The 14959-nt window shown below is 62.3% G+C and carries 14 protein-coding genes; 11 read left to right on the top strand and 3 right to left on the bottom strand.

The features are described 5' to 3' along the window. Window positions 1–48: 48 nt before the first annotated feature. Genes DXA70_RS10185 through DXA70_RS10175 form a run of 3 tightly spaced genes read right to left on the bottom strand, consistent with a single transcriptional unit; the run spans window position 49 to window position 2429 of the window. The gene (locus DXA70_RS10185) at window positions 49–903 is read right to left on the bottom strand and encodes a transporter substrate-binding domain-containing protein (RefSeq protein ID WP_128118406.1); all 855 of its coding nucleotides are present in this window, start codon (window positions 901–903) and stop codon (window positions 49–51) included. A gap of 13 nt (window positions 904–916) precedes the next feature. After that, window positions 917–1729: an amino acid ABC transporter ATP-binding protein gene (locus DXA70_RS10180; protein ID WP_022256673.1), complete on the bottom strand. Its 813-nt coding sequence runs from the start codon at window positions 1727–1729 to the stop codon at window positions 917–919. Window positions 1730–1745: 16 nt separating this feature from the next. After that, a complete protein-coding gene (locus tag DXA70_RS10175; RefSeq protein ID WP_128118405.1) occupies window positions 1746–2429 on the bottom strand; it encodes an amino acid ABC transporter permease in 684 nt (227 codons plus the stop codon). Between the two features lie 349 nt (window positions 2430–2778). Between DXA70_RS10175 and DXA70_RS10170 the strand changes: the two genes are divergently transcribed. From DXA70_RS10170 to DXA70_RS10130, 11 genes are all read left to right on the top strand, one after another. Further along, window positions 2779–3801: an NAD(P)H-dependent glycerol-3-phosphate dehydrogenase gene (locus tag DXA70_RS10170; protein WP_278321335.1), complete on the top strand. Its 1023-nt coding sequence runs from the start codon at window positions 2779–2781 to the stop codon at window positions 3799–3801. A 26-nt stretch (window positions 3802–3827) separates the two neighbouring features. Further along, entirely contained in the window at window positions 3828–4409 is a 582-nt protein-coding gene (locus tag DXA70_RS10165) for a zinc dependent phospholipase C family protein (protein WP_243001298.1), read from the top strand. Continuing rightward, the gene (locus DXA70_RS14550) at window positions 4358–4624 is read left to right on the top strand and encodes a hypothetical protein (protein WP_243001297.1); all 267 of its coding nucleotides are present in this window, start codon (window positions 4358–4360) and stop codon (window positions 4622–4624) included. Before DXA70_RS10165 ends, DXA70_RS14550 begins: the two co-directional genes overlap by 52 nt. Before the next feature lie 10 nt (window positions 4625–4634). Continuing rightward, on the top strand, window positions 4635–5906 hold the full coding sequence (locus DXA70_RS10160; protein ID WP_128118403.1) for an MFS transporter: 1272 nt from the start codon (window positions 4635–4637) through the stop codon (window positions 5904–5906). A gap of 115 nt (window positions 5907–6021) precedes the next feature. Beyond that, the gene (locus tag DXA70_RS10155) at window positions 6022–8775 is read left to right on the top strand and encodes an insulinase family protein (protein WP_128118402.1); all 2754 of its coding nucleotides are present in this window, start codon (window positions 6022–6024) and stop codon (window positions 8773–8775) included. A 240-nt stretch (window positions 8776–9015) separates the two neighbouring features. Then, window positions 9016–9312: a hypothetical protein gene (locus DXA70_RS10150; RefSeq protein ID WP_022256667.1), complete on the top strand. Its 297-nt coding sequence runs from the start codon at window positions 9016–9018 to the stop codon at window positions 9310–9312. Further along, window positions 9309–10754: a phage terminase large subunit gene (locus DXA70_RS10145; protein ID WP_022256666.1), complete on the top strand. Its 1446-nt coding sequence runs from the start codon at window positions 9309–9311 to the stop codon at window positions 10752–10754. Before DXA70_RS10150 ends, DXA70_RS10145 begins: the two co-directional genes overlap by 4 nt. A 231-nt stretch (window positions 10755–10985) precedes the next feature. Next, a complete protein-coding gene (locus tag DXA70_RS10140) occupies window positions 10986–12533 on the top strand; it encodes a hypothetical protein (RefSeq protein WP_243001296.1) in 1548 nt (515 codons plus the stop codon). Continuing rightward, the gene (locus tag DXA70_RS14545; RefSeq protein WP_243001295.1) at window positions 12530–12712 is read left to right on the top strand and encodes a hypothetical protein; all 183 of its coding nucleotides are present in this window, start codon (window positions 12530–12532) and stop codon (window positions 12710–12712) included. Before DXA70_RS10140 ends, DXA70_RS14545 begins: the two co-directional genes overlap by 4 nt. After that, the gene (locus tag DXA70_RS10135) at window positions 12709–13818 is read left to right on the top strand and encodes a ribosomal-processing cysteine protease Prp (protein WP_128118401.1); all 1110 of its coding nucleotides are present in this window, start codon (window positions 12709–12711) and stop codon (window positions 13816–13818) included. Before DXA70_RS14545 ends, DXA70_RS10135 begins: the two co-directional genes overlap by 4 nt. Window positions 13819–13829: 11 nt before the next feature. Then, window positions 13830–14834 carry a N4-gp56 family major capsid protein gene (locus DXA70_RS10130; RefSeq protein ID WP_128118418.1) on the top strand — a complete coding sequence of 335 codons (1005 nt, stop codon included), beginning with the start codon at window positions 13830–13832 and terminating at the stop codon, window positions 14832–14834. The last annotated feature ends 125 nt before the right edge of the window (window positions 14835–14959 follow it).

Below are 14959 nucleotides of genomic sequence, written 5' to 3'. Positions count from 1 at the left end.
AAGGCAGCCGCGAACGCGGCTGCCTTTTGTGCTGTCAAAATCAAAAAATCAGTTCTCGGAAGAAATATCCTGGCCGAAATATTTCTCACCCAGCTCGGAGAGAGTGCCATCGGCACGCAGCTCCTCAATGGCGTTGTTGATGGCCTCCAGCAGGGTGGCGGTCTCGTCGCCTTTGCGCAGAGGGATGGCAACGTGGGAAGCTTCCTCCGTGAATGCCACCAGCTTGAAGTCCGCGTCCGGATGGACATTGAGGTAATCGTAGAACGAGACGTCGGCGTTCAGGGTAGCGTCGATGCGGCCTGCCGTCAGCAGCTGGATGGTCTCTTCCAGCGTGTCGATGCCCTGCACGGTAGCGCCGTAGCTCTCGGCCAGCTCCATGTAGGTGGAGGCCAGGCTGTTGGCCGTGGTCTTGCCGTCCAGGTCCTCAAAGCTGGTAATGCTGTCGTTGTCTTTCTTGACGGCGAGCGCGGTGTGGATGTAGCCGTAAGGCGTGGTGAAATCGTAGGTCTTGGAGCGTTCCTCGGTGACCTCCACGCCGTTGCAGACCATGTCATAACGGCCAGCGTCCATGCCGGCAAACAGGCTATCCCAATCGCTCTCCACATATTCCGGCTCCACGCCCAGCTTCTCGGCAATGGCGCGGGAGACTTCCACGTCGTAGCCCACCAGCGTGTCGTCCGCGTCGTGGAAGCTCCAGGGTTGCCATGCGCCTTCCAGCGCCACGATGAGGGTGCCGCGGTTCTGGATGGTGGAGAGCAGGTCGCCGCCTGCGGAGGCAGCACTGGAGGCGGCAGTGCCAGCGGTGGAAGCCGCGGGGTTATTGGAGGAAGAGCAGCCGCTCAGGCTCAGCACGCCTGCCGCTGCCATCACGCTCATCAGAGAGATAAAGGTTCTTCTTTTCATGATTGGATTCCTTTCAGTTCGTATGTTCAATTTTGCGTAAAAATTCTCTGGTGCGTTCTTCTTTGGGGTGGGCGAAGAACTCCTGCGAGGGAGAGGCCTCCACCACCACGCCGTTTTCCATGAAGACCGTCTTGGAGGAGACGCCGCGGGCAAAGCCCATCTCATGGGTGACCACCAGCATGGTCATGCCCTCTTCGGCCAGCTGCCGCATAACGGCCAGCACCTCACCGGTCAGCTCCGGGTCCAGGGCGGAGGTGGGCTCATCAAAATAAAGAATTTCCGGGTCGGTGGCAAGAGCCCGGGCAATGGCCACCCGCTGCTGCTGGCCGCCGGAGAGCTGGCGGGGGTAGGAATCGGCTCGGTCGGCCAGGCCGACTTTTTCCAGCATCTTCATCCCGATGGCGTCGGCCTGGGCTTTGGGCATCTTGCGGGCGATGACAAGGCCCTCGGTGACGTTCTGCAGGGCGGTCTTGTTCCGGAAAAGATTGTAATTCTGGAAGACGAACGCCGTCTTTTTGCGCAGGCGGGCAATGTCGGCCTTGGTGATCTTACCCAGGTCAAACTGCTCGCCGTCAAAGATCAGGGTGCCGCTGTCGGTTGTTTCCAAAAAGTTGAGGCAGCGCAGGAACGTGGTCTTGCCCGAGCCGCTGGGGCCCAGGATGGCGACGACATCGCCCTTGTTGACGGTGAGGTCCACGCCCTTGAGGACATCCAGCTGGCTGACTACCTTGCGGGCCCCGGGCTTGTGGAAGATGCCGGCCTGCAGGCCGGGTTTTGCGTAAGTATAAAACGATTTGCGGAGATCCCGCACTTCTAACATGGCCATACGCTCCACTCCTTTCTCACTGGAAGCCGCGGGCGTTCAGCTGGCGCTCCAGCAGGCTCTGCAGCTTGGTGATGACGGTGCAGAACAGCAGGTAGACCACGGCGACCTCGCAGTAGATGGGCAGGAAGATATAGGTGCGGGCGGCCACCCGCTGGCCTGCCATGAACAGCTCCGCCACCGTGATGTTGGACGCCAGCGAGGTGTCCTTGATCATGCCGATGAGGGAGTTGGAGAGGGCGGGCACGGCGGTGCGCAGGGCCTGCGGCAGCACGATGCGGCGCATGATCTGGGCCCAGGTCATGCCCACGCAGGAACCGGCCTCCAGCTGGCCCTGGGGCACGCTTTCCAGCGCGCCGCGCATGGTCTCGGCGCAGTAAGCACCCTCATTGAACGCAAAGGCAATGACGGCAGCCGGGAACGCGTCCAGCATGATGCCCACGCCGGGCAGGCCGTAAAAGATGATGAACAGCTGCACCAGCAGCGGGGTACCGCGTACCACCCAGATGTAAAACCGGGCGATCTGACTCAGCACCGGCACATGGGCATACTGCACCAGAGCCACCGCCACGGCAATGACCATGGCGAGGGAGAACGAGATCAGCGTGAGGGGGATGGTCATGGTGAGGCCCGCTGATAAGATACGGGGCAGGGCCTCCCACAGCACGCCGACGGTGCGGTTGGCAAGGAATGACTCAAACATAAGCTTTTTGAAATCCTCTTTTAAAGAAAATGTGACGATGAAGCAGAGTATACAGGATCAACCTGTGTTGAGGTCAAAGGGTTTTTGAAAAACCTACAAAACCTACCAGAATACTATAACATGAATTTCCGATGGATGCAATTGGTCGTTATGAAATCGCATACGATAGACAAAACCGCTGAAAAACACCACCGGACTTTGTGCAGCCTGCCAGAGAGTTGACGGGATACAGCCTTTCGTGTAAAATGGGCTTGGGTGTAGAACACTAAAATATCGGAACTATTTTTTGCATAGAAACTGCCGCGCGAACGGGCGCTCTGCCCGGCGCGCGGAAACGGAGGACAAGAACGTGACAAAACGGAAAATTGGCATCCTGGGTGCAGGCACCTGGGGCATGGCTCTGGCACGGATGCTGTGCGTGAGCGGAAACGATGTGCTGGTGTGGTCGGCGCTGGGGCAGGAGATCGACAGCCTCTCCACCACCCGCGTCCACCCCAACCTGCCGGGTATGAAGATCCCGCAGGAGCTGAAATTTACCAAGAGCATGGAGGAAGTGTGCACGGACAAGGATATTTTGATGTTTGCCGTGCCGTCTGTCTTCGTGCGGGGCACGGCGGCCAAGGCCCGGCCCTATGTGGCCGACGGGCAGATCATCGTGGATGTGGCCAAGGGCGTGGAGCCCGACACCCTGATGACCATGACGGAGATCCTGGCCGACGAGCTGGGCAAGGAGGGCGGCCCCAAGGGCGTGCGTCTGGTGGCGCTTTCCGGCCCCACCCACGCGGAGGAAGTGGCGGTTGATCTGCCCACCACCATCGTCTCGGCCAGCCCGGACGAGGAGGCCGCCCGGTATGTGCAGGAGGTGTTCAACAACACCTGCATGCGCGTTTACACCAACCCGGATATCAAGGGCGTGGAGCTGAGCGGTGCCATGAAGAATGTCATCGCCCTGGGCGTGGGCATCTCCACGGGCCTGGGCTACGGCGACAACGCCCGCGCCGCCCTCATCACCCGCGGCATTGCGGAGATCGCCCGGCTGGGCGTGGCCATGGGCTGCAATGTCCACACCTTTGCGGGCCTGGCCGGCATCGGAGACCTCATCGTTACTGCCACCAGTATGCACAGCCGGAACAACCGGGCGGGCATCCTCATTGGCAAGGGTAAGAGCCCGGCGGAGGCCGTGAAAGAGGTCGGCATGGTGGTGGAGGGCATGAACGCCCTGCCCGCCGCGCTGGAGCTGGCCGAAAAATATCAGGTGGAAATGCCCATCGTGCAGACGGTGGACGCCATCGTCAACCACGGCATGAGCGCTGCCGAGGCCGTCCGCGCCCTGATGGACCGCGGCCTGAAAAACGAGCTGCCGCAGCTGTAAGCTGTAAAATAAAGGAGGCCTTTGTTATGCCATCCACCTATGCACACCGACGCTTTGGCGCGGATGTTCTGGAACGCCTGCCCGCGGAATTGCAGGAAAAAATTGCTCCTTACCGGGAGCTGTATGACATCGGCCTGCACGGGCCGGACCTGCTGTTCTACTACCACGCGGCAAAATCTACCCCGGTGAGCGCGTTGGGCAACGCCATGCACGAGCAGCCGGGAGCGGTTTTCTTCGAGCGGGCCCGGGGCGTGGTGAACAAAGCGAAAAATAGAGACGCCGCGCTGGCCTACGCGCTGGGCTTCCTCTGCCATTTTGCGCTGGACTCCACCTGCCACCCCCGCGTGGAGCAGGATGTCCGGGACAGCGGCGTGAGCCACTGCGAAATTGAAACGGAGTTTGACAACATGCTCCTCCGCCGGGATGGCAAAGACCCGCTGCATTTTTTGACAGCCAGCCACATCCACCCCAGCATGGAGCGGGCGAAAGTGATCGCGCCGTTCTATCAGGGCATCACCATTTTGCAGGCTTACGACGCCATGAAAGGATGGTGGCCGTGCACAAGCTGCTGCTGGCATCCAGCCCGGCCAAGCGCTGGGTGGTGCTGACAGGCATGAAAGCCGTGGGCAGGTACGAGGGCCTGCACGGGCTGGTGGCAAACCCGCAGCCCAACCCCGCCTGTGCGGAGAGCTGTGAGCAGCTGGATGCGCTGTACCAGAAAGCCCTGCCGCTGGCCGAGCGGCTGATTCTGGAATACTGCGATACATTACAGACCGAAGCGCCGCTGGACAAAGCCTACCAGCACACCTTTGGGGAAAACTGAGAGGGGCAACATGGAAAAAGAAAGCAAGCAGAAATTCCGCCTCACCGGGCTGGAACGGGCATGGATCCTGTACGATGTGGGCAACTCGGCCTTTGTGCTGATGGTGGCCACCCTCATCCCGATTTTCTTCAACGCGCTGGCCGCCGCGGGCGGGCTGTCGTCGGTGGAGTATCTGGCCTACTGGGGCTACGCCAGCTCGGTGGTGACCATCATCACGGCGATCCTCAGCCCGATCCTGGGCACTCTGGCGGACACGAAAGGCTTCAAAAAGCCCATCTTTCTGCTCTGCGTCTGGGTGGGCATCGTGGGCTGCATTGCCATGGGCAAGATGTCCGCCTGGCTGCCGTTCCTCGTCATCTTTGTCATTGCCAAGGTGGGCTTCTCGGGCAGCCTTGTCTATTACGATTCCATGCTGAGCGATGTGACGAGCCCAGAACGGATGGACGCAGTCTCCTCCAAAGGCTACGCGTGGGGCTACATTGGCAGCTGTGTGCCGTTCGTGGCCTGTCTGGGCCTTGTGCTGGGGGCGGACAAGCTGGGCATCAGCCAGATGAAAGCACTGGATCTGGCTCTGCTGATCACGGCGTTCTGGTGGCTGCTGACCACGCTGCCGCTGCTGAACCAATACAAACAGCTGCACTATGTGGAGGTGGAGCGGCACGCCATCCGCCAGAGCTTTGCCCGCATCGGGCACACCATCCGCCACCTGCCGGAAGATAAACAGGTGTTCTGGTTCCTGCTGGCGTTCTTCTGCTACATCGACGGCGTGTATACCATCATTGATATGGCCACGGCCTATGGCACGGCACTGGGGCTGGATACCACGGGTCTGCTGCTGGCCCTGCTGCTGACCCAGATCGTGGCGTTCCCGTCAGCGCTCATCTTCGGGCGGCTGTCCTCGAAATACCCGTCCACGGCCCTCATCCCGGTCTGCATCGCGGCCTACGCGGGCATTGCGGTGTTTGCGTTCTTCCTGACCCGGCAGTGGCAGTTCTGGGTGCTGGCCGTCATCGTGGGCATGTTCCAGGGCGGCGTGCAGGCCCTCAGCCGCTCCCACTTTGCCAAGATCATCCCGCCGGAAAAATCCGGCGAATACTTCGGCCTGTTTGACATCTGCGGCAAGGGGGCCTCGTTCCTGGGCACCATGATCGTCAGCGTGGGCAGCCAGCTGACCGGCAGCGCCAATGTGGGCGTCGGTTCCCTCATTGTGCTGTTTGTGGTGGGCTTTGTGCTGTTCAGGGTGTCGTGCAAAGCGGGGGTCATTACCGACAGCGTAAATTAAAAGACAGAGCGGCAGCTTCCCGGGAGCGGGAGGCTGCCGTTTTTGGTTTGTTGTGTTTTACCCGGAAGAATGATACAATAAAGGCAAAAAAATAAAAACCAAAGGAGAAACAGCGATGAAGCAATATCCCGGTTACACTCTGGTGAAGCAGGAAGACTGCCCGGAGCAGCACGGCACCCTGACGGTGCTGACCCATGATGTCAGCGGGGCGTCGGTACTGCTGGTGGAAAATGACGATAACAACAAGGCGTTCGGCATCGGGTTCGGGACATTCCCGTCCGATGACACGGGAGTGTTCCATATCCTGGAACACTCGGTGCTGGCGGGCAGTGAGAAGTACCCGGTCAAATCGCCGTTTTTGCAGCTGCTCAAGAGCAGCATGGCGTCGTTCCTCAATGCGATGACGTTCCCGGACAAGACCGTTTACCCCTTTGCGACGCCCAACGAGACGGATTTCAAGAACCTGATGGACGTGTACCTCAATGCAGTGTTCTGCCCGCTGGCCATGGTGGACAAGGCCGTGTTTGAGCAGGAGGGCTGGCACCGGGGCGAGGACGGCACCGTGAGCGGCGTGGTCTACAACGAGATGCAGGGCGCTCTGGCCTCCCCGGACGCCCAGCTGCAGAACGCGCTGGAGCGGGCCATGTTCCCGGACACGGCCTACGGCTTTGTCTCGGGCGGCGACCCGGCTTCCATCCCGGCGCTGACCTATGAGAAGTACAAGCGGGTGTACCACCGCCACTACAGCGCGGACAACTGCTGCATCACCCTGTACGGAAACCTGAACATGGGGGAGGCGCTGGCATTCCTCGACGAGGCCTACCTGAGCAAGATGCCCAAGGGCACCAGCCGCCCCCGCCTGACGATGCAGGACGAGCAGCCGGGCGTGCAGGTGAAGATCCCCTACTACACCGAGAAGCCGGAGGCCGACGAGGTGCAGTGCGCTCTGGCCTGGTATACCGGAGCCTTTGCAGACCGGGAGCGGCAGCTGGGCGTGGAGATCCTGCTGGACGCGCTGCTGGGCTCCAATCAGGCCCCGCTGAAAGCGGCCCTGCTGAACGAGAAGCTGGGCGCGGACATCGACATCGGGTTTGACGACAGCACGTTACAGCCCACGCTGGAGCTGGTGCTGCGCGGTGCCACCGAGGATACGGCGGCCCGGTTTGCCGCGGGCGTGCGGAAAGCCGTGGACGACATCCTGGCTGAAGGCATCCCGGAAGACCTGCTGCTGGCCTCTCTGAACGCGGCGGAGTTTGCTTCGCTGGAGCGGCCGGGCAGCATCCCGGACGGCGTGCTGGACGCCATCAACGCGGCCACGGGCTGGCTGCACACCGGCGACCCGGCCATGCTGCTGCACACCAACAGCCTGTTTGCCTCCCTGCGGGAGAAGCTGGCCGAGGGCTGGTTCGATGCTTTGCTGAAAGACCTGTTTGCGGCAGAGCCGGTGCAGGTGACCCAGGTGCCGACCCTGCCCAAGAAAGAGGAAGAGGCACAGGCTGCCCGTGTGGACGGCAAGCTGGTGCTGGAGCACCCGCTGACCGTGGCCGATCTTGGCAGCGGGGAAAAGAGCGCCGCGGGCGGGGAAGAGCAGCTGGCCGGAGCTACCCTGCTGCACCACCCCTCGGCGGGCAGCACCTATCTGAATTTCTACTACGACCTGGGCAGCCTGACGCCGGAAGAAATGCAGTATCTCGATCTGTTGACCGACGTGCTGGACGAGCTGGACACCCCGCGCCACACGGCCCGGGAGCTGAACACCCTGCGCGGCACCTGGCTGGGCAACAGCAGCGTGGCTCTGAGCATCTGGACCGGACGGCAGGCGGGCAGCCCCTGCCACACCAAGCTGACCCTGAGCATGAGCCTGCTGGAGCGGAGCCTGGAAAAGGCCGTGGAGCTGGGCGGCGAGTGGCTGTACGAGACCCGGCTGACCGGGCCAGGCGCCGAGGCCGCTTATGCCCGGGTGCTGAGCCAGCAGAAGCTGAACATGGAACAGCAGTTCATCCAGCAGGGCAACAGCTATGCGGCCGTCCGCGCCGGGGCACACTTTACCGTGGAGAACGCCCTGACCGAGCGGGTGAGCGGCGTGACGGCGTATCATTTCCTGTGCGAGCTGCTGGAAAAGGCCGACTGGGCCGCTGTGGGGGCCAAATTTGAGGCCCTGCGGGAGAAGATCCTGCACCACGCCCAGCTGACCGTGAGCTTCCATGGCAGTGAGGCCGGGCTGGACACCCTGCGGAAGCTGCTGCCGGGCAGTGCCTTTGCAGAGGCGGAGCGGGGCACGGCCTGTGCCTACACCGAGGAGCTGACGGCCCCGGTGAACGAGGCGTTCATCATTGACGGCGGCGTGAACTACGACCTGCTGGTCTGGCCCATGGAGCGGTGCGCTGCCCGCAAGGTGCTGGCCCGTGTGATGAGCTACGAGTATCTGTGGCACCATATCCGCGAGGTGGGCGGTGCGTACGGCACCGGGATGCTGACCCGGGATGGCGTGGAGTACCTCTACACCTACCGTGACCCGCACCTGACCGAGAGCTATGACACCTTTGCCAAGGGCCCGGCAGACCTGGCCGCGCGGGACTACACCGAAAAGGACATGAACGAGTTCATCGTGGGCACGGTGGCAAAGCTCGACACGCCCCGCAAGCCTTACGCCCAGGCCAAGGAGCTGGACCGCCGGTATTTCTGCGGCATCACTGACGGGATGGCAGCGGCCGACCGTGCCGCCCTCTGCGCCGTGGACGCCGACACCCTGAAAGCCCAGGCCGCCGCTCTGCCCCGGCAGATGGCAAAGAGCGTCCGGGTGGCGTTTGGCAGCAAGGACGCTGTGGAAGCCGCCAAGGGCCTGTTTGACCGGGTGGAGACGCTGTAAGAGCACCTCGGAAAGAATGCGCGATTTTTAAGCGGCTTTTGTAAAATAAATACAGCATGAAACCTCCCTGCTTGTGAAAAAGAACACAGGCAGGGAGGTTTTTATACACTCTTGTTATACAGTTTGGATAATTGAATCAAAAATAAGCAAAAAGTATCTGAAAAATGTGCGCTGTTGGGGGGCGGAACACTATGGTATCCTGTTGCCAAGCCAAACAGGAAAGGAAGTGAAGAATCCAGGATGGGGCAGACAAAACAGCCCGCCAGTAAGAGCATGGAAAGCTTACAGCGGGCCACCGACACCCTGAGTACCTTGCTGGCGCAGGAAGTCCGGGAGCTGAACGCCCGGCAGAAAACGGCCAGAAAGGCAGCGGACAAAGACGGCCCGGCAGACCCCGGCAGCTTCAAGGGACTGAAAGAAGCCACCGCTGTTTTAAAAGACCTGGCCGCGGTGGCGAGGGCGCTGAACGAGCAGGGCGTAGAGGCTGAGGGCACGGTCTGCGGCGTGGTGCTGCTGCCGTCGGTGGAGGAAGCATGAGTGAACCAAAAAGAGCCGCCGTGGTCTGGCGGCCCCAGCCGAGGCAGCTGGAATTTATGCGGCGGCCGGAGCCGGAAGCCCTCTACGGCGGGGCGGCAGGCGGCGGCAAGAGCGACGCGCTGGTGATCGAGGCGCTGCGGCAGGTGCACATCCCGCACTACCGAGCCCTCATCCTCCGCAAGACTTACCCGCAATTGACCGACCTTGTGGACAAAAGCCAGCTGTACTACCGCCGGGCATTCCCCGGGGCGCAGTACAACGCCACCAGCCATGTGTGGGTGTTCCCCAGCGGGGCGAAGATTTATTTTGGCTCCCTGCAGTACACCAAAGACCGGACGAACTATCAGGGCAAGGCCTTTGATTTTATCGGCTTTGATGAGCTCACCCACTTTGAATGGGAAGAGTACAGCTACCTGATGAGCCGCAACCGCCCTACCGGCCCGGGCACCCGGGTGTATCTCCGGGCCACCACCAACCCCGGCGGGGTGGGGCACGGCTGGGTCAAGGCCCGGTTCATCACACCGGCCCCGCCCGGTACGCCCATCGTGGAAGAATACCCGGTGCGGATGCCGGACGGCACGGAGAAAAAACTGAAACGGGCGCGGGTGTTCATCCCGTCCAGCGTGTTCGATAACCCGGCCCTGCTGGAAAACGATCCGGATTATCTGGCGGCTCTGGCCAGCCTGCCGGAAGCGGAAAAGCAGGCCCTGCTCTACGGCAGCTGGGACAGCTTTCAGGGGCAGGTGTTCACCGAGTGGCGGAACGACCCGGCCCACTATGAGGACCAGCGCTGGACCCATGTCATTGCGCCGTTTGCCATCCCGAAGCACTGGAAAATTTACCGGGGTTACGATTTCGGTTTCTCCAAGCCGTTCTCGGTGGGATGGTACGCGGCGGACGAAGAGGGGCGGCTCTACCGCGTCAAGGAGCTGTACGGCTGCACCGGACGCCCCAACGAGGGCCTGCGCATCGACCCGGTGGAGCAGGCAAGACAAATCCGGGAAGTGGAGCAGAACGACCCGCTGCTCCGGGGGCGGGTCATTCAGGGCATCGCGGACCCTGCCATCTTTGACGAGAGCCGGGGCGAGAGCATCGCGGCGATGATGGAGCGGGCACCCAATTTCCTGCACTGGCGGCCCGGCGACCACACCCGGCTGGCGGGCAAGATGCAGTTCCACTACCGGCTGGCCTTTGACGGGGAGGGCAGGCCGATGTTTCAGGTGTTCAGCACCTGTCGGCATTTCATCCGGACCATCCCGAACCTGGTGTACGACGAGAGCAATGTGGAGGACATCGACACCCGGCAGGAAGACCACATTTACGACGAGTGCCGCTATGTGCTGATGGAACATCCCATCGCGCCGCCCCGGCAGAAGACGGTGCCGCCCCTCCGGGATGACCCGCTGGAGCTGCACAAAAGGGCGAGGGTTTATAGGGTATAAAGGGCAGCGGGCTAGCCTCTCAGGCCGCCTGACGGCGTCCAGCTCTCCCAAAGGGAGAGCCCTTGGCAAAGAGGTTTCGCTTTATATAGACGCATAGCGTTTTGAGGGAATTTTACGAACTGCCAAAGCCTCTCACTCTGGGAGAGGTGGCATTGCGAAACAATGACGGAGAGGGCAAGGATGGTAACAAAGAAAAACAATTTTAGAAACGGAGGTACAAATGACAGAGCTATGGACCGACAAGCGCCCATCGGGGCGGAGGAGGTGGCGCGGGCAGAGCAGATCTTGCAGAAGTACAAGGTCGGCAAGGCGGCGCTGGATCAACGGCTGGTGGACAACGAGCTGTGGTTCCGGATGGGGCACTGGAAAAATTACCAGAACCCCATGATGGAGGGCAAGCCTCAGCCGTCCAGCGGGTGGTTGTTCAACTCCATTGCCAACAAGCATGCTGACGCCATGGACAACTACCCGGCCCCCAATGTGCTGCCCCGGGCCCCGGACGATGAGCAGACCGCGCGGGTGCTTTCCAGCGTGCTGCCTGTGGTGCTGGAACAGGCGGACTATGAGCAGGTGTACAGCGACACCTGGTGGCGCAAGCTCAAGCAGGGCACCGGCGTCAAGGGGGTGTTCTGGGACCCGGAACAGCGGGGCGGTGTGGGTGAGATCACGGTGCGGCCCATGAACCTGCTGATGCTCTACTGGGAGCCGGGCGTGGACGATATCCAGGCGTCACCCAACTTTTTCTCCCTGAGCCTGGAAGACACGGACCAGCTGACTGAGCGCTGGCCCCAGTTGGAGGGTCACAGCACCAGTGCGCTGGAGGTGCCCCACTATCTCCACGACGGCGGGCTGGACACCAACGGCAAGAGCGTGGTGGTGGACTGGTACTACAAAAAGCGGAACGCGGAGGGCCGCCGGGTGCTCCACTACTGCAAGTTCTGCAACGGGGTGGTGCTCTACGCCAGCGAGAACGACCCGGAATACGCCGGACGCGGTTTTTACGACCACGGCCAGTATCCGTTTGTGTTTGACCCGCTGTTTGTGGAGGAGGACAGCCCGGCGGGTTTTGGGTACATCGACGTGATGAAAGAGTGCCAGACCGCCATTGACCGGATGAACCACGCCATGGACGAGAACGTCCTGCTCTCCTCCAAACAGCGGTATGTGCTGAGCGACGCGGCGGGGGTGAACGAGGAAGAGCTGGCGGACTTCTCCCGGGACATCGTGCATGTGGTGGGGCGGCTGGGAGACGACAGTTTCCGGCCCTTACAGACCACCGGCCTGCAGGGCAACAGCCTGAGCTACCGCAACAGCCGCATTGAGGAGCTGAAAGAGATCAGCGGCAACCGGGACATGACCCAGGGCGGCACCGCGGGCGGCGTGACGGCGGCTTCGGCCATTGCGGCGCTGCAGGAGGCGGGCAGCAAGCTCTCCCGTGATATGCTCAAGAGCGCTTACCGGGCCTTTGCCAAAGAATGCTACCTCATCATGGACCTGATGCGGCAGTTCTACGACGAGGAGCGGATATTCCGGATCATCGGGGAGACGGGCCGGAGCGAGTTCGTGCACTTTTCCGGCGCGGCGCTCCGGGCACAGGCTCTGCCCGGTGTGGGCGGTGTGGAGCTGGCAGCCGGGAGCCCGTTTTTGACATCGTGGTCAGCGCGGAGAAGAAATCAACGTTCAGCCGCCTCTCCCAGAATGAGACGGCAAAAGAGTGCTACCAGCTGGGGTTCTTTGCCCCGCGGAACGCGGACGCGGCATTGGCGGCGCTGGAAATGATGGATTTTGAGGGCATTGAAAAAGTCCGCCAGCGGGTGCGCCAGAACGGCACGCTGGCCCAGCGGCTGGAGCAGCTGCAGAGCCAGCTGGTGCAGTTGAAACAAGGGCCCCTGAGCGGCCCGGGAGAGAACCTGAGCACGGCGGCAGCGGCAAGAGCGATGAAAGGAGCGGTTTCATGATCAAAGTGACCTATACCGAACTGGACGGCCCCAGCGGCCCGACCCTCCGGCTGGAAGCGGCGGGCCATGCGGGCTATGCCCCGGCCGGGCAGGACATCGTGTGCGCCGGGGCAAGCACCCTGATGCAGACGCTGGTCTATCTGCTGGCCGGGGAGGAAAGCGCCAAAAGCGATGCCTGGGACGAGCCGGAGGGCCCGCGCCTGGCCGTGACAGCGGCTGCCCCGCGGAAGCCCTGGGTGGAGGGAGCATTTGAATTTGCCAAGGCAGGTTTTGCCCTGCTGGCAGAGCGCTACCCGGACAACGTGCGCTTTGCGGACCTGAGCGGCCGCGGGGAGCAGTGCATGGTGGACCTGCAGCTGTTTGCGGAGGGGGAGGGCGGTGCCGCCCCACCGCCTGCTTCTGCTCCGGCGCTGAGCCGCGCTCAACAGCAGCAGGCCATTGCGTCGGGCACGATGAAAGCAGCGGAGGCAGAGGCCCCGGCGCAGCCGCCGCGGGAAGCAGTGGCAGAAGAAGCCGGGGAAACAGAGCAGCCGGAACCGGCGGCAAAGCCCACAGCACCGGAAGTGCCGGAAACACGCCTGCCGCCCCGTCTGCCCGCGCCGGGCCGTGGTTTTGTGGAGCATCTGCACGCTCAGTGGGCGGCGGAGGAAGCCCTGCTGCGCCGGGACGTGCCGGGCTTCTCCCTGAAAGCAGAGCTGCGGGACCCGGAGATGCGCCGCCTGATGCAGCTGCCCGGGATGCGGCTGGGGGATGCCTACCGTCTTGCCCATTACAGCGATGCCCTGCGCCAGACAGCCCGGACCGTGGAGCAGGGGGTGGTGGAGCGGATCCGGCAGCGGGCCTCCCGCCCGGCGGAAAACGGCACCCGCCCCGGCAGCGCGGCGGTGACCAGAGCGGACGTGGCCAGCATGACCCGGGCCCAGCGGGAAGCGCTGGAGCGGCAGGCGCTGCATGGGGTGCAAATCAAGTTTTACCTCTCAACGCTGCGGTCTGGCTTCGCCAGCGCCTTGCGGAGCTCCCCTATCAGGGGAGCCAAGAATCAATGTAAGAGGGAATTCCCTCTTTTAAAAATCATTTTGACTATACAGAAAGGACGAACAACATGAAAAACTACGAAATGAAGATCGATCTCCAGCGGTTCGCGGATGCGTCGGCCAGCCTGAACAACACCACGGCCACCATGACCAAGGAGATGAAGACCTTTTACGAGAAGCGCCTCATCGACCAGGCAGAGCCCCGCCTTGTGCATGACCAGTTTGCGGACTACTACCCCGTGCCCCAGAACGGCGGTAAGACCATTGAATTCCGCAAGTACGACAGCCTGCCCAAGGCCTCCACGCCTCTGACGGAGGGCGTGACCCCCAATGGCCAGACCCTGAACGTGACCACGATCACCAGCGACCTGCACCAGTATGGCGGCTGGACCCCGCTGACCGATGTGCTCCAGATGACGGCCATTGACAACAATGTGGTGCAGGCCACCCGCGTGCTGGCCAGCCAGGCGGGCCGCACCATGGACAGCATCACCCGCGACGTGCTGGCAGGCGGCACCAATGTCCTCTATGTGCCCAAGGTGGCGGAGGACGGTACCGAGACGGCCGTGAACAGCCGCAAGGCGCTGGACAAGACCTGCACCCTGACCCCGAAGATCTTCTTCCGGGCCGCGGCGCAGCTGGGGGCCATGAACGCGGACCCCATCGGTGACAGCTACATTGCCATCATCCACCCCTATGCGGCCTACGACCTGAAGACCAGCAAGGAGTTTGTGGAGGTGCACAAGTATGCCGACCCGGACACCATGTACCGCGGTGAGATCGGCAAGCTGGGCAACATCCGCTTCGTGGAGACCAGCGAGGCCAAGATCTGGCGGGATGAGACCTGCCCCACCGGTCTGGCTGTCTTTGGCACGCTGGTGCTGGGTGCCCACGCCTACGGCGTGACCGAGCTGGAGGGCGGCGGCCTGGAGCACATCGTCAAGCAGCTGGGCTACGGCGACGACCCGCTGAACCAGCGCGCCTCCGTGGGCTGGAAAGGAATGCGCGCGGCGGAGCGTCTGGTGGAGCAGTACATGGTGCGCGTTGAGAGCGTGTCCAGCTACTCCGGCATGGTGACGGCGAACTAAAGAGTGCTGGCCCGGCAGGCCTCTCAGTCTGCTGCGCAGACAGCCTGTTCCCTTTCGGCACTTGCGTGCCACCTCCCCGGCGGGAGTCTTTCCTAGCAGGGGAGCCCTTGGCAGGCCGGGCCACG

Origin of the sequence: Faecalibacterium sp. OF04-11AC (genome assembly GCF_003460645.1) — a bacterium.
Classification (GTDB): domain Bacteria; phylum Bacillota; class Clostridia; order Oscillospirales; family Ruminococcaceae; genus Faecalibacterium; species Faecalibacterium prausnitzii_I.
This window is presented reverse-complemented; position numbering and strand designations above follow the sequence as displayed.

Excerpts from the sequence above, each read along its gene's own strand:
- DXA70_RS10140 (WP_243001296.1), top strand. The coding sequence starts at position 10,986 with ATGGACCGACAAGCGCCCATCGGGGCGGAGGAGGTGGCGCGGGCAGAG.
- DXA70_RS10130 (WP_128118418.1), top strand. The coding sequence starts at position 13,830 with ATGAAGATCGATCTCCAGCGGTTCGCGGATGCGTCGGCCAGCCTGAAC.
- DXA70_RS10155 (WP_128118402.1), top strand. The coding sequence starts at position 6,022 with ATGAAGCAATATCCCGGTTACACTCTGGTGAAGCAGGAAGACTGCCCG.
- DXA70_RS10145 (WP_022256666.1), top strand. The coding sequence starts at position 9,309 with ATGAGTGAACCAAAAAGAGCCGCCGTGGTCTGGCGGCCCCAGCCGAGG.
- DXA70_RS14545 (WP_243001295.1), top strand. The coding sequence starts at position 12,530 with ATGATGGATTTTGAGGGCATTGAAAAAGTCCGCCAGCGGGTGCGCCAG.
- DXA70_RS10135 (WP_128118401.1), top strand. The coding sequence starts at position 12,709 with ATGATCAAAGTGACCTATACCGAACTGGACGGCCCCAGCGGCCCGACC.
- DXA70_RS10185 (WP_128118406.1), bottom strand. The coding sequence starts at position 903 with ATGAAAAGAAGAACCTTTATCTCTCTGATGAGCGTGATGGCAGCGGCA.
- DXA70_RS10165 (WP_243001298.1), top strand. The coding sequence starts at position 3,828 with ATGCCATCCACCTATGCACACCGACGCTTTGGCGCGGATGTTCTGGAA.
- DXA70_RS10150 (WP_022256667.1), top strand. The coding sequence starts at position 9,016 with ATGGGGCAGACAAAACAGCCCGCCAGTAAGAGCATGGAAAGCTTACAG.
- DXA70_RS10180 (WP_022256673.1), bottom strand. The coding sequence starts at position 1,729 with ATGGCCATGTTAGAAGTGCGGGATCTCCGCAAATCGTTTTATACTTAC.
- DXA70_RS10175 (WP_128118405.1), bottom strand. The coding sequence starts at position 2,429 with ATGTTTGAGTCATTCCTTGCCAACCGCACCGTCGGCGTGCTGTGGGAG.
- DXA70_RS10160 (WP_128118403.1), top strand. The coding sequence starts at position 4,635 with ATGGAAAAAGAAAGCAAGCAGAAATTCCGCCTCACCGGGCTGGAACGG.